Origin of the sequence: Nostoc favosum CHAB5714, from assembly GCF_020829495.1 — a bacterium.
Lineage (GTDB): Bacteria > Cyanobacteriota > Cyanobacteriia > Cyanobacteriales > Nostocaceae > Nostoc > Nostoc favosum.
Window position 1 is genome coordinate 39254 of record NZ_JAIVFQ010000037.1, and the last position, 26194, is coordinate 65447.

The following is a 26194-nucleotide window of genomic DNA, read 5'->3' on the forward strand; positions in this document are numbered from 1 at the left end:
AGAGATTACGAAATAAAACTGCAACGCCAGACAATACGGTTCGGTTAACGTTTTAACATTTTGAAGATCCCCCCAACCCCCCTTAAAAAGGCTTGCTCATAAACCTCATTTACCCCCTTTGGGTGTCGCCGTAGGCGGGGGGATCTGAACCGAACCGTATTGCAACGCCAGAGCCATTATTCCTTGAGATACCACGCCTATAAACAACATGGTTTGAATTAGTCTAATATTAGAAAGTTTTTCTGCTCACTTTTAAAGTGAGGTATGTACCAAAAAACAATAACTAATGACTAATGACCAATGACTAATGACTAATGACTACTTGATCAAATGAATATTTGATGCACACCACAAGCTTGGTTAATAATTTGCTCAACTTTCCCAAAGAAGGCATTTTCTGAAAAATTTGCTACTGCATGATTACGGATGCGATCGTAATCCCAAGAAATGCCATTGGCTTCCAGTAATGCAATTTGTAGAGATTCGGGTGTTTGCCTTTTGAAAAAGACTCCTGTTTCACCTGGTATTTGAGTATCTAATACTCCACCTGCTCCATAAGCGATGACTGGTGTGCCGCTAGCATTAGCCTCTACTGGAACTAATCCGTAGTCTTCTAAGGCTGCGACAATAATAGACTTGGCTTTGGAAAACAAGTCTTTGCGGGTTCTATCACTTACGTGTCCCAAGAACTCAATATTTTTTAATGCTTTGGATTTTAACCGTGCTTGTTCTGGGCCGTCACCTGATATTAATAAGCGCCATCCCAGCCAATTAAAAGCTTCGACTATTATATCAAGGCGCTTATAGCTAATCATCCGGGCTGAGGCCAGATAATATTCATCTTTTATATCGGAAAAAAGAAATTTACTAGTATCAATTGGGTAGTTTACCATCATTGCCTTTTTGCCATAAATATTTTCAATACGGCGGGCAACAACACTAGAATTAGCAATGTAAAGGTCAGGTTCCTGTGCATATTTCAGGTCTACCTTTCTCATTACTTGAAATACTTGTTCGATTAAAGGAGCAAAATATCTATAGTCTCCGTATTCTCTTAAATAGGTTGCTGTATCCCATAAGAAACGGGTGACATTATGGCAAAAACAAATGTGGCGGGCATTTGGGTTTTTTCGCACTGCTTTGGCGAAGCTTGTGCTACTGCTAATAATTAAATCGTAGTCTTGCAGATCCAAGGCACGAAAGGCAGGAAAATATAGAGGAGCCATTGACCTAAAATATTTTACTGCACCGGGAATCTTTTGCAAAAAGGTTGTGTTGACTATGCGATCGCCTAAATCAATAGTTTTTTGTGGATCGTACAGAGATGTGAAAATATCTGCTTCAGGATAGCGTTTACAAAGCAGTTCAAACACACGCTCTGCCCCACCTCGCTGGGTTAAATAATCATGGACTAGAGCAATTTTCATGAATTTGACCTAAAGTTTCGATCAGGTTTATTTCAACGTTCCCCAGCAAGTTCTTATCAACAACTTTAGTGTTTAGCAGTATAACTTCCTATCCTCTTTACGAAATTCTAGCGACAAATACGTTGGTAGGGGCCTCGGAGATCCCCCCAACCCCCCTTAAAAGGGGGGCTTTTTCTCCTCTTTACCCCTTTTTTAAGGGGGTCGCCGCTAGGTGCATACAGCTGGGATTAATGTCAACTTAACGTAAAAGTCATGTCCCGCAAGGAACTGAAGTTCCTTGCTAATAGCTAAAGTCTACTTCAGTAGACTAAAGATTTTTGAGTATATTTAGTCATCTTCAGATGACTTTAGCTGTTAGCCTGGAACTTTAGTTCCAGGCGGGTGAGTCCGCCAATAGTTAAGCTATTTCTAGGCTTTTGTTGACACGTATGTACAGCTGTACACCCCTACAGCCAATTCATTTGTTGCAAATATTTTAGGAACCGATATTACCCAACTGCTACCAAGATTTTTTCTGGGGTGAAATAAGTGTTTTGCTCAGTTCGTAGTTGGTCGCAGAGTCTGCCTTCAGGTAATTCTACATCCTCGTATGTGAGGACTTGATCCTTAGAAATATCTCGTTTGAGGCGACACCCTTCAGCTAAACCGATTGGTAGAAGATTTTGCTGTTGGACGATATCGGAATTTTCACATTGTCCGTAGGTCATGTAGTAGCCGATGCCATCTAGGGTTTCTCCAGCTTTCAGGTCGATTTTGGCAGTGGTGACAACATCTACTAGCGGGCCTGCTAGTGGAGACATAACGGCATCACCGAATAGGACAGCACGCGCTACGGACAGGGGAACTTCAAAATGACAGAGGTGATAAGGAGTATAGAAGCTGTAAAGTGGGCCTTCGCCTAATTTGTATAAGTTGAGATAGTGGCGTTGCTTGGAGTCGTCGTGAGTAGCAAATACATATACGCCTGGGCCAGGTTTTGCTCCAACTACATAATCGACAATACCGCCCAGTTCTTTGAGTTGTTCAACATCATATATATGGGCCATTTCATCGACATAACCGTTGAAGTCATATCCTAGCATTCCCCGTTTGGCGACTTTCATACCCGTGGCATTGGCAACGATCGCTTGCTCAAAGGAAATTTTGGTTCCGTCGGCGAAGCTAGCCACCATGTGGGGCTTTTGACCCCAACGTTTAGCAAATCCTTCCTGGGTGGTGGGATTGCGATAGGGGTCTTGGAGTCCTTTAATGTTACCGCACAATAACGGAGTTAAACCAATGCTTTTTACAAAGCGGTAGAGGTTCATTTGCACCCCTGGCTGATCGCCATCACAGGCGCTGAGGATCACACCTGCTTTGTCAGCATAGACTTTGAGGATGGGGCCAATGGTGCCGTCGAGTTCGGCATTCATCATGATCACATGCTTGCAATGAGCGATCGCTTCCATAACGATGTGAGCGCCAAATTCCACTGCACCTGTGACTTCGATTAATGCATCGATGCCCTCGGCCCGACACAGTAACTTAGCGTCTTCTGTGACTGCATACTTACCGTTTGCGATCGCATCTTCTAATTCGCTGACAGTTGCAACAACTTGAATATCCTCAATTCCTGCTTCCGAATAAGCTTGTTTAGCTGCATCAATCTGGCGATTGGAGATAGCAACTAACTCCATTCCTGGCACTGAATTGACAATTTGGTTGGCAATTCCTCGACCCATAAAACCAGCACCAATCATTCCCACCTTGATAGGATTTCCTGCTGCTGCACGGGTTTGTAAGGCGCGATCGATAATAATCATGAACTAAACTCCTTTTTGGAACTGTTGGTTGTGATACAAATTCTCTATAAACTTGCACTTAATAATTTTTTACGGCTAAATATTAAGTACATTTTCATGGGAATTAAGATTAGCTATGGCTAATAACTGGTTCTTTGCTAGACGCTATAGAAGCAGTCTGTTTTTTCTGGCTGTGATTTTCGATAATTTGCTCCACAACATTTCTGTAAACTTGGGCAAACTTTTCTTTAGTATGATTTGCTCTTGCATATTCCCAAGCCTGACGAGACATCAGCTTTAGGTCTTCTACAGGCAAATTGGAAATACTTCTAACTTTCGCCTTAATTTCGTCAACGGAAAGATTATCAAAAATCACACCAAAATCGTGAATATCCACACCAGATTCGTAGCTTAAAATCGGAATTAATCCAGCTTGTAAGCAACTGATTACTGCTCCTGACTGTCCTTCAGAAACGGAAGGATAAACAAGCCCTAGACAGTTATTTGTAACCTCTATAAAGTCAGGACTAGTAACATCAATCCAACCATAAGTGTGGATGTTAGGTGTTTCGTATAGTTCTTTATAGAAAGCTTGCTCAAATTCTTTGTCATTACTTACCGGGCCACAAACTGTTAAATGGTATTCCGGCATTTGGGCAAAGGCATCTAAAACTAAATCTAATCCTTTGAGGACTAAAGCACTACCACCAAACCACAGAAAACGCTTTCTTACCGCTTCAAAATCTTTTTTGTCGGGATAAGGATAAACGACAGGCGAAGAAATTGGAATGCGATACATTGGTTTGTTGGCATACTTGAATGTATCAGTAGTGAAATCATTACCCAACACAATCGCACAATCAGCATATTCAATTCCTAAGTTAGGAACTTCAAAGCGCTGTGGTTTTAAGGTAATACCTTTGCGCCGTTGTAGTTCTAGAAGCCTGTTGCATTCTGCTGCATTGCGAAACACCATATTCGCAATGTCAACGTGGAAAATCTTGATGCAATCTTTATTGAGTTTTGGTGCAAGCGCTTCCATTCGATGGCGGATATCAATGAAAAATGCGTAGTCTTTTTGAGGAACGAATTTATTATTGTGGAACTGGATAACATCAACGTTGTAACCCAAGTCTAAAAAAGTTTGGGCTATTTGCCAAACTTCCCAGTACCAAGTATGGTCATTAGGCATTGGCTGACCAGGTTTTAATAGGAATGGCTCAATCCTATAAGAAAGAAGTACATTCCCCTTGGAAGGCTGTTTAGGCTTTAGGGAAACAACCTGTAAGCTCTTAGCGTAATTGATGCGAACTTGGACTTTTTTGGAGACAAAAGAGATAGTATTTCCGACACGAGATAGAAGATTATTTGGCATTTATTTCTACCCGAATTAATTATTGTATTACTTCATGCAGAGGAGCCAGTGTGTTGTGCTAGTACAATATCTAAGCTAGTAATGAAAAGTTTGTAGTAAGCACAAAGTGTGCTTAGAGGATAAGGACTAAAGTCCTTACTACGAACTTACTTACCCATCAATTTAAACTTGACATACGACTAGTGGTCTGTCCCATTAATTCTGATAGGTGAATCAAATTTCAATTTCTTTCTTTCTTTCTTTCTTTCTTTCTTTCTTTCTTTCTTTCTTTCTTTCTTCGCGCTCTTTGCGTCCTTTGCGGTTCGTTCTCTTATCACTCAAATTTAATGAGACAGACTACTAGTTCCCTGCACTGAAACACCTGGCGTAGAGAAAGAGTCTATAGTTATCTGGAAACTGTACCGCCAACAGTCATCATTCTCAACAAAGGCCAATTTAAATCTTTCTCAGATATTTCAGTCACATCTAGAGGCCAATCAATGGCAAAGAATGGGTCATCATAGCGTAAACCTCTTTCATACCCTGGCGTATAAAATTCACCCACTTGATATATAACTTCAGTCTCATCTGTGAGTGCTTGATAGCCGTGAGCAAACATTTCTGGAACATACAAAGCGCGGCGGTTTTCTGGGGTTAACTCTACACCAATGTGTGATAAAAAGCTGGGAGATTCTGGACGCATATCAATAATTACGTCATAGATTGCGCCTTTAGTACAGCGAATTAATTTCGTTTCTGCTGCTGGCAAAATTTGATAGTGCATTCCCCGGATAGTGCCTTTTTTGTAGTTAAAAGACAAGTTACATTGGGCGACTGTTGGCTTTAATCCGTGTGCTTCAAATTCTTGAGCGCAGAAAGACCGAGCAAAAAAACCACGGTGGTCTGGCTTTTCTTCTAAATCAATAATGAATGCGTCTTTGAGTGCGGTTTCAGTAAAAATCATTTGATTGCTTTGAGATGAATGTTGAGTAAAGAAATTAAACGTAGACGCGTAGCGGCTTGCCGCAGGCTACCGCAGAGGCGCAGAGAAGCCAGTGCGCCCTTGCGGTTCCCCGACTTGTTCGCGCAGCGTCTCCCCTTGGGAGAAGCAACTGGCGCGGCACAGAGAGATGAGAGTTTGAGAGATATTTTGTGCCAGTAATCTAGAAATTTCATCGGGTGCAACTCCTTTCTTTCTCTTCCTCTGTGTTCTCTGCGCCTAATAAGGTTAATTAAATTAGATATTCTTCTGGCGAGAACGTTTTTAAGTTGAAACTTTAACTGCATCTGATGCAGAACGTAACTCTGCTCTAGGATAAGTATCATCCCAGTATTGGGTGCAGAGGTCTGGTCTTTCGGGGGGATTGGCAGTGTAACAAAAGAATAGCGCTGACCGTTCTTCTGTGCGGACTGTGCCGTGATGCAAAGCATTTTTCGTATCTACAATAATCACAGTACCTGCTGGGCCTGGGCAGGATTTCCAAGCTGTTTTGGGGATGACTGGTTTTACTTCTTCATCATCGATACCCATATAACCTGACTTCCAAAGTTTGTAATAAAGTCGAACGTAATTCCAACTAAATAAGGAAGTTAAAGAGCGGGGGATGTATTCAAAAGGCCCAGTTTTTTGTTCTACATCATTCAAGTAAATGAATATTTTGATGATGCGACGGTCTTCGGCATCGCTATGCCATAACAATGTGCCAAACTGATCTTTGCTAGGAAAATCTTTGCGTAAATGTATACCATGAAAAGCAACAGGAAGACCAATATAATTTTCGATGATATTGAGCAGTCTTTTCTCCATTCCCCAGGCATAAAATTCTGGTAAACCAGTAACTGTGGAAATTTGTGGTAACTTTTGCTCTAGATGGTCATTGTTAGGATTTTCCATCTGAGACAATTGATGGTAAGCAGCTTTGAGCAGTTCTGAGCTAGAATTGAACCCTAAATCTGCCAGTGTTGTGACGTAAACGCCATCTTTTTTGAGAGCCTTAAGAATGTTGCGATCGCTTCCTTCTAATGCTGGCAAATTTCTGCTATGCTTCCAACGGGCTACGTAATATTCAAAGTCAGAAGACAGTGTAGATATTTGGCGTTTTATAGCGCTAAACATGGCGTAAATCCTCCTCTTTATTGATACATATTTGTTAGCAATTTAATAGCTTACGGCTTATAGCGTCGCACTTCTTGAGTAGATATTTCACTGGATTCTGCTAAACCGAATTCTTTAGAAACCATCACGTCAAAAGCACACAAGCTAACTAAAGCCAAAAATGGAACTACTATTTTGATAGCGGACATAGGCCATCTTCTTAAAGCACCCAAGAAAACTTTCAAATTGACTTCTTTACCGTTCTGCAAAAGCATCCGTCTACAAAAATGCTTAGAATATCCACTTTTCTCCAATTTCAAAATCACTTCGGGTATATGTTTGTATTGCATTAACAGTGCAGATTTTGGTTCCTTCTGCCAATAACTCACACCAACAACACATTCCAAATAAGTCTCTTTAGTGACGATTACTCTGCCATTAGCAGCACAATATCCGGCTAAATATGCTAAAGATATCCAGTTATTCTCAGCATCTGGCCAATCTTGCAGAGCGCGTTTTACTAGGTCAGTGCGGTAGACTGTAGCAGTCAGAAAAATCACTGCGCCAACACTTTTTGAGAAACAATGCTCAAATATAGCTTTACCATCGCCATCACCATCTTCACTATCTATATCAAACCAGCGATTACCAACAATTGTTGGTGGGTGGACTGGTTCACCAGTAATTTGGTTCCGACCGGAAAAGTTGAGGAACAATAATGATAAATCTTCATGCTGCTTGAGCTTGCTAATCACATAAGCAATGGCTCTATCTTGAATTGGATCATCATCACCAATTGTCCAAACATATTTTGTTGTTGTAGAATTTAGGCAACACATAATATTTTTGACTACGCCTAAATTCTTGAAATTTTTATTCGATTTAAATGTAATATTACTAAGTGTTATTTGCCATTTTTGGATCACCTCCTGAGTATTGTCTGTTGAACAATTATCAGAAACTAAAATTTCACAGTCGTCTTCAAAGCCTTTAATAGCTTGAGCTAACCAAGTAAGTTGTTTATCTAGAAGTTGGGCACGATTAAATGTAGGAATGGCAATAGTCAGCAGTTTATTCATATTAAGCTCTAATCTGTAGTTAAGAAGGTACTAAGCTGCTTTCCAGTCTAATTTTTTGTGGTTCGGCGGCAAAATTTATAGTAGATACACCTTGTAATTACTCTTTAGCGATTTTCAAAATACATCAAAGCATTTGTTTTTTGGAAATAACTTAAATATTGCCCACGATCGCGCTCCCATATAAATATAGTAGTAATAGGCAATTTATGGGTTTATAATTAGAAATTACGACGCTATTAAAATCTTATCCTGAATAGGAGATGGATAAATTTTAACTTCAGGAATTGGCACTACAAACTGTCCACCCCATTCGCCAATAAATGCCATTTGTTCCATAATTTCTTCCTTGAGATTCCAAGGCAATATTAGAAGATAATCTGGTTTAGTTTCGCGGATTTTATCTGGTTCAAAGATGGGAATATGAGTTCCAGGTAGAAATAATCCCTGCTTGTAGGGACTGCAATCTACTGTGTAATCGATAAAATCTTTACCAATCCCACAGTAATTGAGCAATGTATTGCCTTTAGCAGGTGCGCCATAACCAGCGATTGACTTACCTTCTGCTTTAGCTGTCAAGAGAAAATTTAATAGTTTGTGCTTTGTTTCTTTGACTTTTTCTCCAAATGTAATGTAAGTCTCTATGCGATGCAGCCCGGCGGCAATTTCTTTAGATTTCAGATGTCTAACTCGTTGACTAATACTGAGGTGAACAGCGTAATCATGTTTGGCATAAATTCTTAATGAACCGCCATGAGTTGGTAATTCCTCTACGTCAAAAAGTTGCAAGTTGTGTGCTGCAAAGATTTTTTCGATAGTGAGGAATGAAAAATAAGAAAAATGCTCGTGATAAATAGTATCAAACTGATTTTGTTGAAGAAGTTGCAAAATGTGAGGAAACTCCATCGTCAAAATACCATTGGGTTTGAGGATGAGTTTCATTCCAACGATGAAATCGTTTAAATCTGGTACATGAGCTAAAACATTATTACCTACCAAAAGGTCAGCAAGTTTTCCTTGTATCACAAGTTCTTTGGCAGTTTCAACTCCAAAAAACTTATTAATACTAGGAATTCCTCTATTTTCAGCAACTTTAGCTATATTTGCTGCTGGTTCTATTCCTAAAACAGGGATTCCCTTTTCTAAAAAATATTGCAGTAGGTAGCCGTCATTACTGGCAATTTCAATAACTTGATTGTGATGATTAAAGCCAAACTTTTCTACCATCATATCCGTGTAAGCCTTGGCGTGTTTTAGCCAACTTACCGAGTATGAAGAAAAATAAGCATAATCGCTGAAAATGTGATCTGGTGTTTCAAACTGTTCTAATTGAACTAAAAGAGTGTCTTCAGAAACATAAGCGTGGAGAGGATAAAATTTCTCTGCATTATTTAGCTGTTCTGCTGTCAAATAAGCATTGGCTAAGGGCGACATTCCTAGATCAATAAAGGTTTGGTGCAGGGGTTGACCACTGAAACGACATTTTGCGATCGCCATAAGCTTTAACTCACTAATTGCAAATAATTTGATAGATGGGATAAGTCCGAATCAACTCTATTTGATTCGGAAACTTAGTTTATTTGTTCGCTGCTGCTAGGCTAATCTAACTACTTTTTATTCCAGAAAAAATCTTTGTCAATTTGCTCGGTACGAATCAGATACTCTAGTTGCCTTAAGCGGGTAAATCCTCTAAACAAGAAAGTATCTTCAGCCATGTGTATTTGACTGAATAAATCAAATAACTGCCCGGCACCAAGTCGGGCATTCCAATCACACTTAAATCCAGGTAGAATTGTGTTAATTTTCTCGAAAGATACCCGATAGCTGCGGTTATCTGAGCCGTTGTCACCAAAGGACAATTTACAATCTGGGAAAATATCAGCAATAATTTCTGCGATTTCTTTGACGCGATAGTTGTTTGCTGTATCTCCTACGTTGAAGATTTGGTTATGTACAATGTCTCGTGGTGCTTCCAAAGTGCAGACTATTGCTTTGCAAATATCCAGTGCGTGGACTAATGGCCGCCAGGGTGTACCATCACTGGTCATTTTGATTTGTTTGCTAGTCCATGCCAACCCTGCTAAGTTGTTTAAAACAATATCAAAACGCATTCTGGGAGAAGCACCAAAGGCTGTAGCATTCCGCATAAAGGTGGGAGAGAAGTCATCGTCAGCGAGTGGTCTGACATCTCTTTCTACGAGAGTTTTGCATTCTGCGTAGGCGGTTTGGGGATTAATTGGGGATTCTTCTGTGACATCACCTGCGGTAGCAACACCGTAGACACTGCACGAAGACATATATACGAAGCGGCGCACACCCATAGCTTTAGCTAGGCTAGCTAGACGAACTGAACCTATATGATTAATTTCGTAAGTAATATTAGGTGCTAATTGTCCGGCTGGGTCGTTGGATAGTTCCGCCATGTGAACTATGGCTTCAACACCTTCCAAATCATCAGGGGTGATGTTGCGGATATCTTTGTTGAGGGTTTTGGGTGTCACTCCATTAGCGTTGTACAGCCAACCAACTTTATAAAAACCGGTATCTAGACCGATAACTTCATGTCCCCGTTCAATTAACAGAGGGGGTAATAACGAACCAAGATAGCCTTCTGTTCCAGTTACTAATATTTTCATTGTGGTTAATGCCTTTGTATTGATGAGTTAAATTTTTCGTTTAGTAGGGGCGCACAGATGTTCGCCCTATAGCGTGTTGCATCTAAGAGGGAACCGCTATATTTTTCGTTTGTATGCAATAACTCGACCTCTCTCCTAAGAGGAGAGAGGCTTTGAATCTTACTCCCATTCCCTTGTAGGGAAGGGGTTGGGGGTTAGGTCATTGGACTCAACCCAGAAGCGCTATATATAAGTCGGCTAACAGTCATTACATAGTTTGCCGACTTATATTATGTCCGCTTGATTACTTATTAAACCCGGAGAACCCCACCCCGCCAAAGCTGTGCTTTGTCTCCCCTCCCCGCCTGCGGGGAGGGGTTAGGGGTGGGGTTCTTTTATTATGGGTAATTTGGCGGACATAATATTACCTATTGGGTAACAGCACTCTATAGCGGTTCTTAATTGATGCACTACACTTTTTTCTTGTGGGATAGGTAAGATACCCATTTCTTGTATTTCAAGGCTGGAAAAGATGCCCACTATACAAGATTCATCCTTTTATTCAGCAGCCCGGAAGTAATAACTATGTTATCTATGCAGTTACTGCAATATCTAGATGCGAAAGTTGGGGAATTTCTGCCACAAGCGCTTTACCGATTTCTAGAGAAGATGTGGCCGCAGGAGAAGGAGCATTGCAAACATGAATGGAGTTTTGACCGGAAACAATCAAAAAGTCGTCTACAAGCTTGCCATCGTTCATTAAGGCTTGAGCGCGAACTCCTGCATGGGTGGGAACTAAATCTTCTGCTTGAACTTCAGGGATTAGTTTTTGCAAACTTCTCGTAAAGGCTGCTTTACTAAAGGAACGAATGATTTCTTGAATCCCTTCATCAGCGTGTTTGGCTGCCAATTTCCAAAAACCAGGATAGGTGATGACTTCAAGAAAATCTCGTAAGTCAAAGTCGGTTTTTTTGTAACCTTCACGTTTTAGCGACAGAACCGCGTTTGGCCCTGCATGGACGCTACCATCAATCATCCGGGTAAAGTGAACACCCAAGAAGGGAAAATCTGGATTGGGAACTGGGTAAATTAGAGTTTTGACCAGATAACGTTTTTCTGGGGTGAGTTCGTAATATTCTCCCCGGAATGGAACGATTTTTGCTTGGGGTTCAACTTGACCTAATTTGGCGGTGCGATCGCTATGCAATCCAGTACAATTAATTACAAAGCGGGTTTCAAAGCTACCGTTGTTTGTTTGTAGTACCTGATTTTTACCACTTGGGGAGATTTTCAGAACTTTTGTATTCAGGTGTAAATCCCCACCCTGCTGTTGAATTAGCTGGGCATATTTCAAACAAACTTGCTTGTAATTAACAATACCAGTTGAGAATACCCGAAGTCCACCTACACATTTTACGTGAGGTTCAATTTCCCTGACTTCTTCGGGGCTAATTCTCTTAACTTCTATGCCATTGTCTAAGCCGCGTTTGTAGAGATTTTCTAAGCGTGGTAGTTCTTGTTCTTCAGTTGCAACAATGACCTTACCACAAACTTCATGCTCAATTCCATGCTCTTGACAAAACTCTACCATAGAGCGAGAACCGTCACGACAAAATTTAGCTTTGAAACTTCCTGGTTTGTAGTAAATACCAGAATGAATCACACCGCTATTATTGCCGGTTTGGTGAAATGCCCATTGACTCTCTTTTTCTAGTACTAAAATACGGGCATTGGGATAGCGTTTTCCTAAAGCCAACGCTGTAGAGAGTCCAACTATTCCCCCACCTATAATTGCAAAATCATACATTAGGATTATTGTACTTTAAATTACAGTAAATCTATAAAATTGGGAGTGGGCAGAGACGCGATTAATCGCGTCTGTACGGAGTGAGGAGTTAAAACTCATAACTCCTAACTCATAACTCCTAACTCTTCTCTTACCAAACTTTCCAAGGAGCTTGAGTACTTGTCCATAGCCCCTCTAGGTAGTTTTTATCGCGTAAAGTATCCATAGGTTGCCAAAAACCATCATGTTTGAAAGCAGATAACTGTTCCATATCAGCTAGCTTTTCCAATGGCTCTTGCTCCCATACTGTAGAGTCATCAGCAATCAAATTGATTACTTCTGGTTCTAACACAAAATAACCGCCATTAATCCAAGCTCCATCACCTTCAGGTTTCTCTCGAAAGCTGGTGATTTTAGTTTGCTCATATCCTAAAGAAATGGCACCAAAACGTCCGGCTGGTTGAACGGCTGTGAGTGTTCCTAAAGTTTTTTGTTCTTTATGAAATTTAACAAGCTCGGTGATATTAATATTACTTACACCATCACCATAAGTAAAGCAAAAAGTCTCATTACCAAGATGTTCGCTGATTCGCTTTAAGCGTCCGCCTGTCATTGTATTATCACCCGTATCTACTAAGGTGACACGCCAGGGTTCAGCATAACCAGAATGTACATTCATCTGGTTAAATCGCATATCAAAAGTAACATCTGACATGTGTAAGAAGTAGTTAGCAAAATACTCCTTAATTATGTAACCTTTGTAACCGCAACAAATAATGAAGTCATTAATGCCGTGAGCAGAGTAAGTTTTCATTATGTGCCAGAGAATTGGCTTACCACCAATTTCAACCATCGGCTTGGGTCTGATACTAGTTTCTTCACTGAGGCGTGTACCAAGTCCTCCAGCCAAAATCACCGCTTTCATGCAATTACCTCGGAGATTTGTAGGGATATAATTATTTGACCGTGCCAATTTTAGATTCTGGATTTGCAATTTGGGATTAATGCTCGAATGTCACGAGCCTATGAGTAGATTTGCTCTGCCCATTTTCATAGCGGGGCATGTACCAAAAAACTCTTTTTATCGAAAATCCAAAATCCGAAATCCAAAATTGTTTGACTTTATCGACATGAAGAGGATGCACTTAGATAGAGAAAAATTTATTTCTTTTTTCTTTTTCTCCGTCAATAATCTAACTGTTATTTTTGGCAAAATTATGAAGGAAATATAAATTAAAATCTTTTCTATATAAAAGCTCTATGAATATCTAAAAATAGGAAAATAAATTATATCATGTCCGCCAAATTACCCATAATAAAAGAACCCCACCCCCAACCCCTAAGAGCCTGCGGGGAGGGGAGACAAAGCGCAGCTTTGGCGGGGTGGGGTTTTTAGGGTTTAATAAGTAATCAAGCGGACATGATATTACTCTTTTAAATTAAAAATATTACCCAATAAATAACTAGGGCTAGCGTTAGCTAACCCTAGTTAGGCTTGATTTATGAACTTCAAACCAATAATATACCAGTAAAAAAACTTACTTGTTTTTAGTTAGTTTTTTCCACATTACTTGAACTTTGGAATAAAGGGTCACATTTGTTTTCTATGACTACACACATGTTACTGAGTGCTTGTTGATAATTATCCATATCATCTTGCTCAAGGAAGAATTTGGCAGATGCCTGTATATCCTCGACAGCTTTCGCCTGATTTTTGTTAGATTCACTACCGCCATATTGTGCTAGTTCATAGCGAACCATGCCTCGTTTGAGATACACTTTTGCTAGTTTGGGGCTGATAGCTAATGCTTGGTTAAAGTCAGCGATCGCTTGATGATATTCTTGCTCATAATTGCTGCTATATTGAGCAATTTGATAATAGACAACACCGCGTTGAAAGTAAGCTTCTGCTTTGGATACATTAAGTTTTATGGCGTGAGTAAAATCTGCGATCGCTTTTTTGTAAGCTTGTTGAGATTCACCGCTATATTTAGCCATTTGGGTGCGGACAATCCCCCGTCTGATATAAGCTTCAATTTCATTACTATCCAGACCAATGGCGCGATTATAGTCTGCGATCGCTAGGTTATACTCTAGATCAGGATCGTTGCTATATTCGGCGAGCATATAGCGGGCATTACCCCGATTCACAAGAGCTTTGGTTTGATTGGGATTGATTTTGAGAGCGGCGCTATAATCTACAACTGCTCCTTCGTAGTCTTTCATGTTATAGCGGGCATTGCCACGATTTACAATAGCTCTGGCATGTGTCGGTTCTTGTTCAATTGCTCCGGTAAAGCTGGCAATTGCTTTTTCATAATCTCGGTCTTTGTAAGCAGTATAACCTTGCTGATAGTAATCAGCGAAGCTGAGTTTGTTAATTGTCTGGCGGGACTTTAGTGTTTGTTGAGTGTAAGCATTTTGGGTAACCAACGGCTGAGTAAATTTAATCATTATATCCGCATATCCCAATAAACCAAAACCCAGCAAGCAACAAATAATCGGGTATAACTTTGACTTTTTGGAAGGTTTATAAGATGTACCGCTTGGGGTAATTACTGGCTGCCAATAATTAGCTGAGTGCGGTGACATGGTTCGCTGTGGAAAATGCGGTGTCTGGGTGTAGTGCTTTTTCCGTTTGATTCGCGGTTGGAGATGTTCTCTAGCTTCTATAGCCCGATGTGATGGGAAGGGGTCGCGTCCGCCTAATCGCACGGTACGTTCACACCAGGGACAGCTACGTATATGATTGTTGTAGCGATGCTGAGGATTTGTCGTGCAGGTAATCAAAGAATCTTCGGCTTCAGCAATAGCCGATAGCCAAGTCTGGGCACTGGGGCGCAGCAGTGGGTTGTTGTGACCGTCTTCAAAACAACGGACAAATAGTTCTTGTAGGCTGGGATGAAGAATTTCCCAAGGGGGTGCAATGGGTGTAGGAAGGTAGGGTACGTAGCGCTTTTGGCTGTAAGTGAAATGACCCGATGCAATGCGGGCTTCGTAGGGCGGTGGCTCAATAGCGCCTTGAAAAATCCCCGAAAATGGGTGCGTGCCTTCCATTAAGAGTTGAAATACTAGCACCGCTAACCCAAATAAATCGTGAGAAATTTCGCGATCGTGCTGGGCAAAAGTTTTATTCTGTAGTTCTGGTGGGGTAAACTCTGGTTTACCTACTGGGCAGCGATAAACAACATTGCTGCTTGGGTCGAGTACTTGGAAGGAGTCTGTGTCTATCAAAGTCACCAGTGCTGTGTCACTGACGAGGATATTTGACTCGTTCACATCACCAATACAATATCCACTAGCGTGTAAAGCTGCAAAAGCTGCCGCTAAGTTACGAGCCGTGCGGAGCAGGTACTGATAGTTGAATAGGGGGCAGTGTTGGCGACGGGTTCTGGGGTTGTAAAAGTCGATGATTGGACGCATCCCTTGAATGCGTGGCATCAAAAAGCCGAGGATGATATTTTTGCCATCTGCCGCTCGTAATAAATCCTCTGGCCAAGCGATAGAGATATGCCCTAAACTCGCCGTAGGGTTTTCTGGCGGGTTGGCAAGCATCGCCTGGAGTTTATCAGCATGGGCAGTCGTTGGCTTGTGGTAAATCTTTGCCACCAAATTGTTATCGGATGGCACTGCATAAACACAAGCTTCACCGCCACGTCCCAAACTGACATTGAGACTGAGGATTTCTTTTCTAGGGGAACAACGTAGTACCTGCATAATGAAATTACCGCTAACGGAGTTATTGTAAGATGTGAAACCTGTAAATTTTTTGCTTATGAGTTGTTGAATGCAGCTATAATGAGTGTCAAATCATCATCAGTGCGTTGCGTAATCCGTTCTGAGCGTAAAAACTTTACCAACTGCTCCTTCGCTTCTGTCTTATCCTCGGCATTAGCTACAAATTCAAACAGGGGAAAAAAGAAGGGTTTGTGAGGTTCGCCAACCACCATATTCAAAGCCAGCATTTGTAGTCCATCAGTGATGATGCCAACATTTACTATGTCTGTGCGCCAGACTTTCATCTGCGCTGTATCTAAGGCATTAGGAGAAGTTAAAAAAGTTGTTTCGTTGATGTATTCGCCGCTATCAGGTATGGTAAGTGCCAGAAGGTTGCCCATGCTATCTTTTGCCACTGCCAAACCATCACCTATTTGCATTACAGCCACAACTTCTGGTGTGGCAAGCATCACAATTAAGGTAGTTGCTAAATCTTGAGGCTGTTTGTCACAAGTAGCCGCCTCATCATCCACAGCTTTTTTGGCGGCTAATATGGCATCATTTAAGAGCGATCGCACCAATGCATCATCAGTCAAAATTTTCCGGGTGAGTCTAAGAGTGGAAATGTTTTCTATTGCTGTCTCCACAGCAATCATCGCTCCCACTTTCCCAAGGCTAGCAGAACCCGCGCCATCTGCTGCGGCCGCCACTAAAACGTTATCTGATAATACCTGCCAGTGATGAGCATCCTGACATAACTGATTGTTTTTTAAGTGACTTGTACCACATACAGACGCAGCCACAATCCGCCATTGAGCAATCTGTTTTGATATGTTCATAGATTTTTTTCCAGCAGCTTGATGTTTACACAGCTAGCTGCGATTTTTAATTAAACAGTCCCCCAACCAATCGGCGGTAATGCTACCTGTTCGTCCACCTGCGAATGAGAAACAGCCGACATACTAGTTGACAGCCAGACAAACATCTCGATAAAATTTAATCCTTTCAGCTTCAGGGGGGTACGCACAGCTATTTGATTTAAACGCGTCATATTCGCATTTTCAACACCTACTGTAAAAAATGCTACACGCTTATTCGCTTCATCTCCCTGGAGGCGCTGGGATGCTTGCTCTACCACATTTTCTAACTCGCCTTGTGGTTCTCCATCGGTAATCATGAATACCCAAGGACGATAGTAAGCAATCCCATTGGCACGATACTGAGATTTCCGCTCTTGAATTATGTCTAAAGCTTTATGAATTCCTGCACCCATTGTAGTCAATCCCTGCGCTGTCAAAATCGGCGGATTGAATTGATCGGCAGTCACAAAGTCTTGTACTACATTGATATTACTATCAAAAGTTACGATCGCTACTTCCACCCGTCTTGCGGCTAAGGAATTTTTGACTAATTCATCTTTTAAACTTAGTAAACCCTGATTTAAAGCCTCAATCGGGTCTCCTTGCATCGAGCCAGATGTGTCTAGTAACAGTACACAAGGACAACGTGGTTCTGGGTTCTCAGCAAATTCTACTACTTCATCAAGTCTTAATGTATCATCCATAACTTTTTGTGTTATGTTAAAGTTCAAAGCCTTATTTTCCTTTTCGCAGAGTATATAATTACAGTCGCCTCGGCGACTTACAGAATATAGTATCTAGTGGTAGATGCTCTAATTTTTATTAAACAAATTTTTTTCATGAAGTTCTCGACATATTTAAGAAGAACTTTAGAACAGCTTAGTTTAGCAAAAAAGAGTTTATCAAAACGCAGCATTCCCTGTTGTAATGTATCTACCCAAAAATTATATCCATTAACCCTACAGTACAATAAACACGTAAACTTTCCTATATAACTTTTTAAAGATTTTATGTAGAAGAATCGTTCTTTTATATAAAAGTAATTAACCATAATTAAGCTCATTAGCTCTAGAACTATACCAGTGTAGCTGCAAAAACTTGGAATCAAATTTACCTTTTTAAGTGAGTGGGCATAAATAAACATCATTATTAAGGTCTTCAGTCAAGAGTTGTCGGTAGTAAGTAAAATCTAGAAGTAACTAACATCTACTGATAGTTTAGCTATGATACTTGTTTACGTTTATTCATACCCACCTACTTCTTTGAGATAGATAAATTAAGTAGCATGTGCTAAATGTAACAATCAAGCTCTCAGTCCTTATTCTTTTTAATATATATACATATTTTAAAAATAATATTTTGTACGGAGAGAAATATTACAAAGAAGAAAATATTTCATCGCTGATATTTTCAATTTACAAATGTTCGGTTGTTGATTCCGCAAAAAACTTGAGAAATATGAATAATTCCGGTGAATTCACCAAACTACGTCCAATAAGTTTGTTAAGACAGTTATCCAACTGCTCCGACAGTACTTGTTTACAAGCATTGAGTAACTCCGTTTCTTGGTCGATTTACCTAGAACAGGGAAGAATAACCTACGCTACTCATTCAGTTGAACCCTTTGACCGGCTAGAACGTCATTTGCGTCGCCTCAGCCACCAAATTCCACTGCTTACCAGTGAGGTTCGTGTTCAAGTACGTCTAATGTTTGAACCTGATTCACACGCTCAGTTAATCGAAGATGACAGCAATTCGAGAAGCCACCCTCCTGAGTATCAGGCTATATCCTGGCTTGTCAGTCAACAATATCTACATTCTACACAAGCAGCAGTGCTGATTCAAGAATTAGTTCAAGAGGTGATTGAATCATTTTTACTAATCGAAGAAGGTACTTATGAATTAGCAGAAACACTTGAGAGAATGCCAATAATTTGTAGGCTAGATGTAGAAAAAATTCTAGAACATTGCCAAGTAAGATTAAAAAAATGGCAAGCTTTTGTTCCCCAAATTTCTTCTCCATATCAACGTCCATATCTGTTGATTAACAGCAAAATTGAGGAAAAAGATTTACCAAAACTTCAGCCAGCTTTAACTAATTGGATGAAGGGTTTTAGCCTGTGTCATCTGGCCGTAATTTTGAATCAAGATGAAATCCAACTGGCTCGCATTTTATACCCTTACATACTTAAGGGTGCGATTATCTTGCATGAAGCTGATCCACCTTATGATAAATTACCAAAGATATTTGAGGAGCGATATCTACGACGGGCTACGCCTACACTTTTGCCAAAATTCATAAGAGAATTAGTTGACACCAAAAAAGAACTAAATACCACCGTCAACTCTTACCTAGATGTTTCTGAAGAGAATATAGCTCCTGTTCAACAATTACCACAGATTTATCCTCCTCCAAAAGAGAACTTTCAGGAACCAACAATATCAAATAACATAAATCCTCCTTCCCAAAGAGTAACGGCTGCTACTGTAACAGCACAAAAAGCCCACAAAATCGTTTCTGTAGATGATAGCCCCACAATTCTCAAAGAAATTAGCCGTTTATTAGAAAATGAAAATTTTTCCGTAGTGACTATTAACGATCCACTAAAAGCCGTTTTGTCAATTATAAGGCACAAACCGGATTTAATTTTGTTGGATTTAAACATGTTAGGAATCAATGGTTATGAGTTGTGTCGGATTATACGAAATAATTCACTATTTCAAAATACTCCTATCATCTTTGTCACTGGAAATAAAGGGATTGTAGACAAAGTAAAAGCGAAATTAGTCGGCGCGTCTGGATATTTGACTAAACCATTTACCCGCGCTGAATTACTGAAAATAGTCTTCATGCATTTGACTTAAATTCAACACTCCAATGAGTTTTTTCTGCACATTACTTTGTGCGATAATCTACACATGACTACTAATCTAGAAATTGACGAAAACTTAATTAAGGAAGCTCTCGAACTTGGTGGTCATCCAACTAAGGATGCCGTTGTTGAAGAGGCATTACGAGAGTATGTACAACGTCGAAAGCAACTGAAAATTATGGAGCTATTTGGCACGATTGAATACGAGGATGATTATGACTACAAGCAACAGCGCCGGAGTGGATGAAAGTCATTGTTGATACTTCAGTCTGGTCTTTAGCTCTCAGACGCAATTATAAAGTTGACGACTCAACCCATGTTGCAGTGTTGCGAGAATTAATTACTGATGGTCGAGTTGCTTTGCTGGGTGCTGTTCGGCAAGAGATACTCTCAGGGATTCGTGACGCTAACCAATACAATCGTCTGAAAAATTATCTCCGTGCATTTCCCAATCTTGAGTTAGATATAGAAGATTATGAACTTGCTTCTGAGTTTTATAATACTTGCCGAAGCAACGGTATTCAAGGTGCAAACACAGATTTCCTCATTTGTTCCGCAGCTGCTCGGAGAAATTACAGAATAATAACCACAGATAAAGATTTTCAGAATTTCAGTCAGCATATTCCCATAACATTGTTTCAATGCTAGGTGTACGCTACTTACCCTGCACTCAAATTAGAGATTTTAATCTCAGGCGATGTCTACGACGGGCTATTCGGCGTCGCACCTAACAACCTAACAGATAATATAGCGCTTATCGTTTGGAGGCACAAGGGATAAGTTTACTTCTCAAGACAATATATTTATTATCTGATTCCGAAATCACCAGAAAATAATGGCACATCATAAAGTTTAAATATCTGGTCTATAGAAATCAGCGTTAAACCTTCTACTAAAGCTTGAGAAATTAGCATTCGGTCAAACGGATCTTTATGATGTAGAGGTAAAGTATTTAAATTTAGAACATGGGCAGGGATAACTGACAAAAAAGAGATCCCATTTTTACTTTGGCTGTTGTAGATGTCTTCCAACGATTGACTAAGCGTGAGCTTACCTAGCTGACTCTTAATTTGTATTTCCCACAAACTAACAACACTGGCATATAGTTTTGTGTCCGTTCGTTGTAGCAAACTTAAAATATTTGGTGATAACTTCTCAGGCTCACTGTCCCACCAAATAAAAATATGAGTATCTAATAAAACCTTCATAAACCCCAAAAAGAATCTGGTAAAGGATCATCAAAATCATCACTCATTACCATAGAGCCACGATTTAAACCCGCTTTGGGAACTACAGGCTGTTCTTGGGGTTGAGACAAAGGCAAAACCCTTGCCCAAGGGACACCCTGCCGAGTTAGCGTCACTTCAACATGATTTTGGATATCTGACAATAAATCAGCTAAATTATCCGATAAGTCAGCAATATCGAAAGTTTTTGATGACATTTTTATTTATGCCCTACTCATTACCAGCATTATAATAGGAGTCCTAAATCAATTGCTCACAGCAAAAAGCTGGGCTTGTTGAGAACAGAGAAAAAACAAGCCCATGTTATGTCCTTATCCTGTATATAGCTCTATAACTGCAAACATCAACCCTTCAAACTAAAAATTACGTCATGCTGTTTGCTAGTTACTATATATACTCAAACAAAGTATTTAATTAGTCAAGTATTGGGGACTACTAACTTTGGGTGGATAAGCGCGAAGCTGTCACTTGGGGCAAAGTAAGTATGAAAGTATTGCTATACAATGTTTTCAGCTATCAATTGTCTGCAAACCTATCTCTTTAATAAAGGGTTTTGCTCACAATAGAGTTAAGTTAAGTTAAGCATTTCTTCCTTCTCCTTGCGTCCTTTGCGTCCTTGGCGGTTCGTTAAAAAAATTGACTTTGACAAAGAGTTTTAACCTTAACCCAAGCGTATTGGTTTTGCTCATCATGCTAGTCTTTTCCTTAACTCAGCCTCCAACTGTTCACCTGTGCTAACCACAACCCTATTTGGCTTGGCTCTAACAATCCTTAGATAGTGTTGAAAAGCTTCTTCATCTTGGGGATGATGCTTTACATATTCCCGTAATTCCGCTTCAGTTAATTGCTGATAATTTAAATTACTCATTGGATGATTTCCTCTCGGTTACTCAAAATTTCTACTTGAATTGTTTGACCGATTAGCACTACTATTCTTTGCGATCGCATGTCCTATCTAGTTAGCTAAATTGTTTGTAGTATATTGTTCTGCCAGTCTAACGTAGTAGGATTGTTCAAGTGAAAGGGTACGCCTTGCGGGACGAGTAGCCATCGATCGCTTCTTGCACCCTAAAATAAGAGCAAAAGACGATTCCTAAAACAAGCACACTCCATGCGTATTTCTCTAAATTGGCTGCGCGAACTAGTAGAGATAAAACTTAGTCCAGAAGAATTAGCCGAAACCCTGACAATGGCGGGGTTTGAGGTTGAAGATATTGAAGACCGCCGCACTTGGGCAAATGGCGTTGTTATCGGGAAAGTGCTTGAGCGTCAACCCCATCCCAACGCCGATAAATTAAGTGTTTGCCAAGTGGATATTGGTGCAGGTGAGACTTTAAATATTGTCTGTGGCGCTGCCAATGTGAAGGCAGATATCTATGTACCAGTGGCGACTACGGGTACTTACTTACCCAACATCGATTTAAAAATAAAACCTGCAAAATTGCGTGGTGTCGCATCTCAGGGCATGATTTGTTCTTTAAAGGAACTCGGTTTGCCCACTGATGTAGACGGAATTCATATTTTTACTCAGGAAAATCTACCATTGGGTAGTGATGTGCGTCCTTTGTTGGGTCTAAATGATGTAATTTTAGACCTCACGGCAACTGCTAATCGCGCTGATGCTTTGAGTATGGTAGGCGTAGCACGGGAAGTAGCAGCTTTAACTGGTGGAAAGTTAAGCATTCCTGAACCCGGTGAAGTCTCTATTACCAAAAGTGCCGGAAATTTAGCTTTAAAAATTGCCGATACCCAAGCTTGTCCTGCATACATTGGTACGGTAATTGAACAGGTAAAAATTGCTCCATCTCCCGAATGGTTGCAACAGCGTTTGCGGGCTGCTGGGGTACGTCCCATCAGTAATGTGGTGGACATTACTAACTACGTTTTGTTGGAATGGGGACAACCACTGCACGCTTTTGATTGCGATCGCCTACAATCTGTTGCAAGTAGCGAAAATTTAACCATCGGTGTTCGCTTCGCCAATAATGGAGAATCCCTCAAAACCCTGGATGGACAAACTCGCACCCTATCAACCCAAAATTTGTTAATTACCGCTAACAACAGACCCGTTGCACTGGCGGGAGTCATGGGTGGAGAAGAAACGGAAGTCCATCAAGGGACTCAAAGCCTAGTTTTAGAAGCAGCTTTATTTGATTCCGTAGCAATTCGCCGTTCTTCCCGGAGTGTTGGTTTAAGAAGTGAGGCTTCTGGCAGATATGAACGGGGAGTTAACCGGGCTGAGTTGGAAATAGCTAATCGCCGCGCCTTATCTTTAATTAGCGAATTAGCTAGCGGAATTCTTGTCCAGCAGGAAATTGCCGACACCCGCCCCGATCCTTCTACTTGGAGTCGTTCTATCGCCCTGCGTTTAGACCGAGTTAATCAGATACTAGGGCCAATCGATTTAGGAGAGGACACAGGTGAACTGCAAGAACAAGATGTTGAACGCATCCTGACTGCATTGGGATGTCAGTTGACTCCTTCAGGCGATGTTCCAGGAAAAGATAGCACGCATCAACCTACATGGTCAGTTTCTGTTCCACCCTATCGTTACCGCGACTTAGAGCGAGAAATTGACTTAATTGAAGAAATCGCCCGTCTCTATGGTTACAACAAATTCTGCGATACCTTACCAGAAAAAGCGGAAGCTGGCTATCTGCCTTTAGATGAGGAATTGATTCGCAAATTACGAGCTTTCCTGCGGGCTGAAGGGTTGACAGAATTAATTCACTATTCTTTAGTCAAACCAGGAGAAGACAGAAATATAGTACTGTCAAACCCCTTATTTGTCGAATATTCAGCGCTGCGAACCGATTTGATATCTGGGTTAATTGATGCCTTTCAATACAATTTAGAGCAGGGTAATGGTGCCCTCAACGGTTTTGAAATCGGGCAAATTTTCTGGCAAGAAGAAGACGGTTTGCAAGAAACAGAAACCCTTGCTGGGATTGTGGGAGGGGATATTTCTGTTGGGAAATGGTCAAAAAGTGGACGCGAAGAACCCATCACCTGGTTTGAAGCCAAAGGCATTTTAGAAAGTGTATTTCGCCAACTTGCCTTGCAGGTAGAATTCCAACCCGATCGCCGCGACGATCGCTTACATCCAGGACGCACCGCTTCCCTGTGGATTCGGGGTAACAGGCTGGGTATTTTTGGACAACTCCATCCCCAACTGCGACGAGAAAAAGGCTTACCAGATTTCGTTTATGTTTTCCAGTTGGATTTAGATGTGCTATTAGATTCTTTAGGACAAGATGAAATTCTTGTGCCAACATTCCAGCCCTATTCTAGCTATCCAGCTAGCGATCGCGACATCGCCTTTTTCGCACCCGTGAAAATCTCAGTTACCGAAATTCAAAAAGTAATTACCAAAGCGGGCAAAGATTTGCTCGAATCAGTGGAATTATTTGATGAATATCGGGGCGAAAATGTCCCGGAAGGACAACGGAGTTTAGCATTCCGCTTAGTTTATCGGGCTAGCGATCGCACTCTTACTGAGGCAGAAGTTGAACCAGTACACAATAAAGTCCGTGAAGCTTTAGTGGAAAAATTCGGCGTAAACCTGAGAAGTTAGTTATTGGGCATTGGGCATGGGGCATGGGGCATTGCTTATTCCTCCCTCATCTCCCCACTCCCCACTCCCCACTCCCCACTCCCCATTCATTTTTTATTTGGAATTAATTAGCTATGCCTAAATATGTACTCTGGGGAACTTACTGCGAAGATGTTCTTGAAAAACGCGCCCCCCACCGTGAAGCTCATTTAGACGGATTAGCAAAACAAAAAGAATCCGGTGTGCTGATTACCATTGGCCCCACCAAAGATGTCACAAAAGTTTTTGGGATTTACGAAGCCGAAGACGAAGCCACTGTACGCGAGTTAATTGAAAATGACCCCTATTGGAAAAATGGCATCTGGACTGAGTATTCTGTTAAAGAATGGATTCAAGCTTTTTAAATTAAGTATGGAGCATTGGGCATGGGGCATTGGGCATGGGGCATCGGGGGATCAGCTTGAATGTTGAGTCTTTGAACCCGAAGGTTGAGCCTTTTTACTCGAAGGTTGAGCCTTTCTACTCGAAGGTTGAGCCTTTTTACTCGAAGGTTGAGCCTTTTTACTCGAACGTTGAACCTTTTTACTCGAACGTTGAACCTTTTTACTCGAACGTTGAACCTTTTTACTCGAACGTTGAGCCTTTTTACTCGAACGTTGAGCCTTTTTACTCGAACGTTGAGCCTCTGAGCTTGAAACTTTCAGTTTTAACTCTCACCCATCCCTCTCATCTCCCAATGCCCAATGCCCAATGCCCAATGCCCCGTCCCCACATAATATGAAAATTTGGCAAGTTGATTTTTATCGTCGTCCATTACCAGATGCATCTGGACAAATTTTATGGGAATTGTTGATTTGTGACGCAACTCGCAGCTTTGAGTATGAAGCTAGCTGTCTCCAGTCAGCAGCAAATTCGAGTTGGGTTGCTGCTCAACTTGAGTTAGCCGGAGGTGAAAAATTGCCAGATGTGATCCAGGTATTTCGTCCTCAGTCACTAAGCTTAATTGAGGCGGCGGGACGCAATTTAAGTATAAATGTCGAACCTACCCGTCACACTTTGGCGTTGAAGCAGTGGTTACAAGAAAAGCAGTATCCCTCAACCCTCGATAAACCACCTCCAGCACCATTACCAGAAAACCTCTGGGGAGAACAATGGCGTTTTGCAAGTTTAGCTGCTAGTGATGTGGAAACGATATTTAGCGATCGCCCCATTCCCATTTTGCACATCCCAGAACATCGCAAACCCATCAATTTGGGTTTAGCTTCAACAGTGCCCGTCCCTGGTGTAGTAATTTATGGTGGACGGCAATCGATGCGCCTAGCGCGGTGGTTACAGCAAGCCCGTCCCGTAGGCTTGAATTACATATCTGGCGCACCAGACGGCTTAATATTAGAAGCTAGCTTAGTGGACAGATGGATTGTTGCCACTTTTGAAGATCCAGAAGTTACAACAGCAGCCCAAGCATTTGAACAACGAAAAAAGCATTGCCGAGGATTGCATTTTTTGTTAGTTCAACCCGATGATTCCGGGATGACTTATAGCGGCTTTTGGTTGTTGCGGGCAGAAGATTGATATTGATTGCCAAAAATATTTATCCGCTTAATTTCTATAGCTAAAAAAGATCATGAAAGTCACAATTACCTTATACCATTTCTTTGTGAGGCTGCGCCAAACCCTTTTAACTTCTTTCTTTCTTTCTTTCTTTCTTTCTTTCTTTCTTTCTTTCTTTCTTTCTTTCTTTCTTTCTTTCTTTCTTTCTTTCTTTCTTTCTTTCTTTCTTTGTGTCCTTTGCGTCCTTTGCGGTTCGTTT

Annotated in this window: 24 protein-coding genes; 7 read left to right on the forward strand and 17 right to left on the reverse strand. The window is 40.9% G+C overall.

What is annotated here, in order from left to right:
- Nucleotides 1-326: 326 nt before the first annotated feature.
- The 14 genes from LC586_RS21810 to LC586_RS21875 all read right to left on the reverse strand — a co-directional run bounded on the left by LC586_RS21810 (nt 327) and on the right by LC586_RS21875 (nt 17415).
- Nucleotides 327-1427 carry a glycosyltransferase gene (locus LC586_RS21810; protein ID WP_229486781.1) on the reverse strand — a complete coding sequence of 367 codons (1101 nt, stop codon included), beginning with the start codon at nt 1425-1427 and terminating at the stop codon, nt 327-329.
- A gap of 488 nt (nt 1428-1915) precedes the next feature.
- Nucleotides 1916-3229 carry an NAD(P)H-dependent oxidoreductase gene (locus tag LC586_RS21815; protein WP_229486782.1) on the reverse strand — a complete coding sequence of 438 codons (1314 nt, stop codon included), beginning with the start codon at nt 3227-3229 and terminating at the stop codon, nt 1916-1918.
- A gap of 109 nt (nt 3230-3338) precedes the next feature.
- Nucleotides 3339-4583 (reverse strand): glycosyltransferase, encoded by a 1245-nt coding sequence (locus tag LC586_RS21820; RefSeq protein ID WP_229486783.1) that lies wholly within the window; start codon nt 4581-4583, stop codon nt 3339-3341.
- 385 nt (nt 4584-4968) lie between these two features.
- Entirely contained in the window at nt 4969-5526 is a 558-nt protein-coding gene (gene rfbC, locus LC586_RS21825; protein ID WP_100898234.1) for a dTDP-4-dehydrorhamnose 3,5-epimerase, read from the reverse strand.
- Nucleotides 5523-5738: a hypothetical protein gene (locus LC586_RS21830; RefSeq protein WP_229486784.1), complete on the reverse strand. Its 216-nt coding sequence runs from the start codon at nt 5736-5738 to the stop codon at nt 5523-5525. Before LC586_RS21830 ends, rfbC begins: the two co-directional genes overlap by 4 nt.
- 88 nt (nt 5739-5826) lie before the next feature.
- Nucleotides 5827-6678, reverse strand: coding sequence for a phytanoyl-CoA dioxygenase family protein (locus tag LC586_RS21835; RefSeq protein WP_229486785.1), 852 nt, complete (start codon nt 6676-6678; stop codon nt 5827-5829).
- A gap of 50 nt (nt 6679-6728) precedes the next feature.
- Nucleotides 6729-7736, reverse strand: coding sequence for a glycosyltransferase family 2 protein (locus LC586_RS21840; protein WP_229486786.1), 1008 nt, complete (start codon nt 7734-7736; stop codon nt 6729-6731).
- A gap of 225 nt (nt 7737-7961) precedes the next feature.
- The gene (locus tag LC586_RS21845) at nt 7962-9230 is read right to left on the reverse strand and encodes a class I SAM-dependent methyltransferase (RefSeq protein WP_229486787.1); all 1269 of its coding nucleotides are present in this window, start codon (nt 9228-9230) and stop codon (nt 7962-7964) included.
- A gap of 110 nt (nt 9231-9340) precedes the next feature.
- The gene (locus LC586_RS21850) at nt 9341-10369 is read right to left on the reverse strand and encodes an NAD-dependent epimerase/dehydratase family protein (protein ID WP_229486788.1); all 1029 of its coding nucleotides are present in this window, start codon (nt 10367-10369) and stop codon (nt 9341-9343) included.
- Between the two features lie 571 nt (nt 10370-10940).
- Nucleotides 10941-12155 (reverse strand): L-2-hydroxyglutarate dehydrogenase, encoded by a 1215-nt coding sequence (gene lhgD, locus LC586_RS21855; protein ID WP_229486789.1) that lies wholly within the window; start codon nt 12153-12155, stop codon nt 10941-10943.
- Between the two features lie 130 nt (nt 12156-12285).
- Nucleotides 12286-13059: a glucose-1-phosphate cytidylyltransferase gene (rfbF, locus tag LC586_RS21860; protein ID WP_229486790.1), complete on the reverse strand. Its 774-nt coding sequence runs from the start codon at nt 13057-13059 to the stop codon at nt 12286-12288.
- Between the two features lie 623 nt (nt 13060-13682).
- Complete coding sequence (locus LC586_RS21865) at nt 13683-15851, reverse strand: tetratricopeptide repeat protein (RefSeq protein WP_229486791.1); 2169 nt, start codon at nt 15849-15851, stop codon at nt 13683-13685.
- Nucleotides 15852-15907: 56 nt separating this feature from the next.
- A complete protein-coding gene (locus LC586_RS21870; RefSeq protein WP_229486792.1) occupies nt 15908-16690 on the reverse strand; it encodes a PP2C family serine/threonine-protein phosphatase in 783 nt (260 codons plus the stop codon).
- Between the two features lie 50 nt (nt 16691-16740).
- Complete coding sequence (locus tag LC586_RS21875) at nt 16741-17415, reverse strand: vWA domain-containing protein (RefSeq protein ID WP_100898244.1); 675 nt, start codon at nt 17413-17415, stop codon at nt 16741-16743.
- A gap of 754 nt (nt 17416-18169) precedes the next feature.
- Here LC586_RS21875 and LC586_RS21880 point away from each other — a divergent pair.
- Genes LC586_RS21880 through vapC form a run of 3 tightly spaced genes read left to right on the forward strand, consistent with a single transcriptional unit; the run spans nt 18170 to nt 20232 of the window.
- Nucleotides 18170-19576, forward strand: a complete 1407-nt coding sequence (locus LC586_RS21880; protein ID WP_229486793.1) for a response regulator — start codon at nt 18170-18172, stop codon at nt 19574-19576.
- Between the two features lie 54 nt (nt 19577-19630).
- Nucleotides 19631-19831, forward strand: coding sequence for a type II toxin-antitoxin system VapB family antitoxin (locus tag LC586_RS21885; protein ID WP_229486794.1), 201 nt, complete (start codon nt 19631-19633; stop codon nt 19829-19831).
- Nucleotides 19828-20232 (forward strand): type II toxin-antitoxin system VapC family toxin, encoded by a 405-nt coding sequence (gene vapC, locus LC586_RS21890; RefSeq protein ID WP_229486795.1) that lies wholly within the window; start codon nt 19828-19830, stop codon nt 20230-20232. The genes LC586_RS21885 and vapC overlap by 4 nt, the downstream gene beginning before the upstream one ends.
- A 158-nt stretch (nt 20233-20390) precedes the next feature.
- Here the strand turns inward: vapC and LC586_RS21895 are convergent, their stop codons facing one another.
- The 3 genes from LC586_RS21895 to LC586_RS21905 form a co-directional block, all read right to left on the reverse strand.
- Nucleotides 20391-20792 (reverse strand): type II toxin-antitoxin system VapC family toxin, encoded by a 402-nt coding sequence (locus LC586_RS21895; protein ID WP_229486796.1) that lies wholly within the window; start codon nt 20790-20792, stop codon nt 20391-20393.
- Nucleotides 20789-21028, reverse strand: a complete 240-nt coding sequence (locus LC586_RS21900) for a type II toxin-antitoxin system Phd/YefM family antitoxin (protein ID WP_229486797.1) — start codon at nt 21026-21028, stop codon at nt 20789-20791. The genes LC586_RS21895 and LC586_RS21900 overlap by 4 nt, the downstream gene beginning before the upstream one ends.
- A 491-nt stretch (nt 21029-21519) precedes the next feature.
- Nucleotides 21520-21699 (reverse strand): DUF6887 family protein, encoded by a 180-nt coding sequence (locus LC586_RS21905; RefSeq protein WP_229486798.1) that lies wholly within the window; start codon nt 21697-21699, stop codon nt 21520-21522.
- Nucleotides 21700-21942: 243 nt separating this feature from the next.
- On the opposite strand from LC586_RS21905, the gene pheT reads away from it, so the two are divergent.
- The 4 genes from pheT to LC586_RS21925 all read left to right on the forward strand — a co-directional run bounded on the left by pheT (nt 21943) and on the right by LC586_RS21925 (nt 25956).
- Nucleotides 21943-24405: a phenylalanine--tRNA ligase subunit beta gene (gene pheT / locus LC586_RS21910; RefSeq protein ID WP_229486799.1), complete on the forward strand. Its 2463-nt coding sequence runs from the start codon at nt 21943-21945 to the stop codon at nt 24403-24405.
- Between the two features lie 113 nt (nt 24406-24518).
- Nucleotides 24519-24788, forward strand: coding sequence for a YciI family protein (locus LC586_RS21915; RefSeq protein WP_229486800.1), 270 nt, complete (start codon nt 24519-24521; stop codon nt 24786-24788).
- A gap of 35 nt (nt 24789-24823) precedes the next feature.
- A complete protein-coding gene (locus tag LC586_RS21920; protein WP_229486801.1) occupies nt 24824-25165 on the forward strand; it encodes a hypothetical protein in 342 nt (113 codons plus the stop codon).
- A complete protein-coding gene (locus tag LC586_RS21925) occupies nt 25162-25956 on the forward strand; it encodes a Tab2/Atab2 family RNA-binding protein (protein ID WP_229486804.1) in 795 nt (264 codons plus the stop codon). Before LC586_RS21920 ends, LC586_RS21925 begins: the two co-directional genes overlap by 4 nt.
- Nucleotides 25957-26194: the final 238 nt, after the last annotated feature.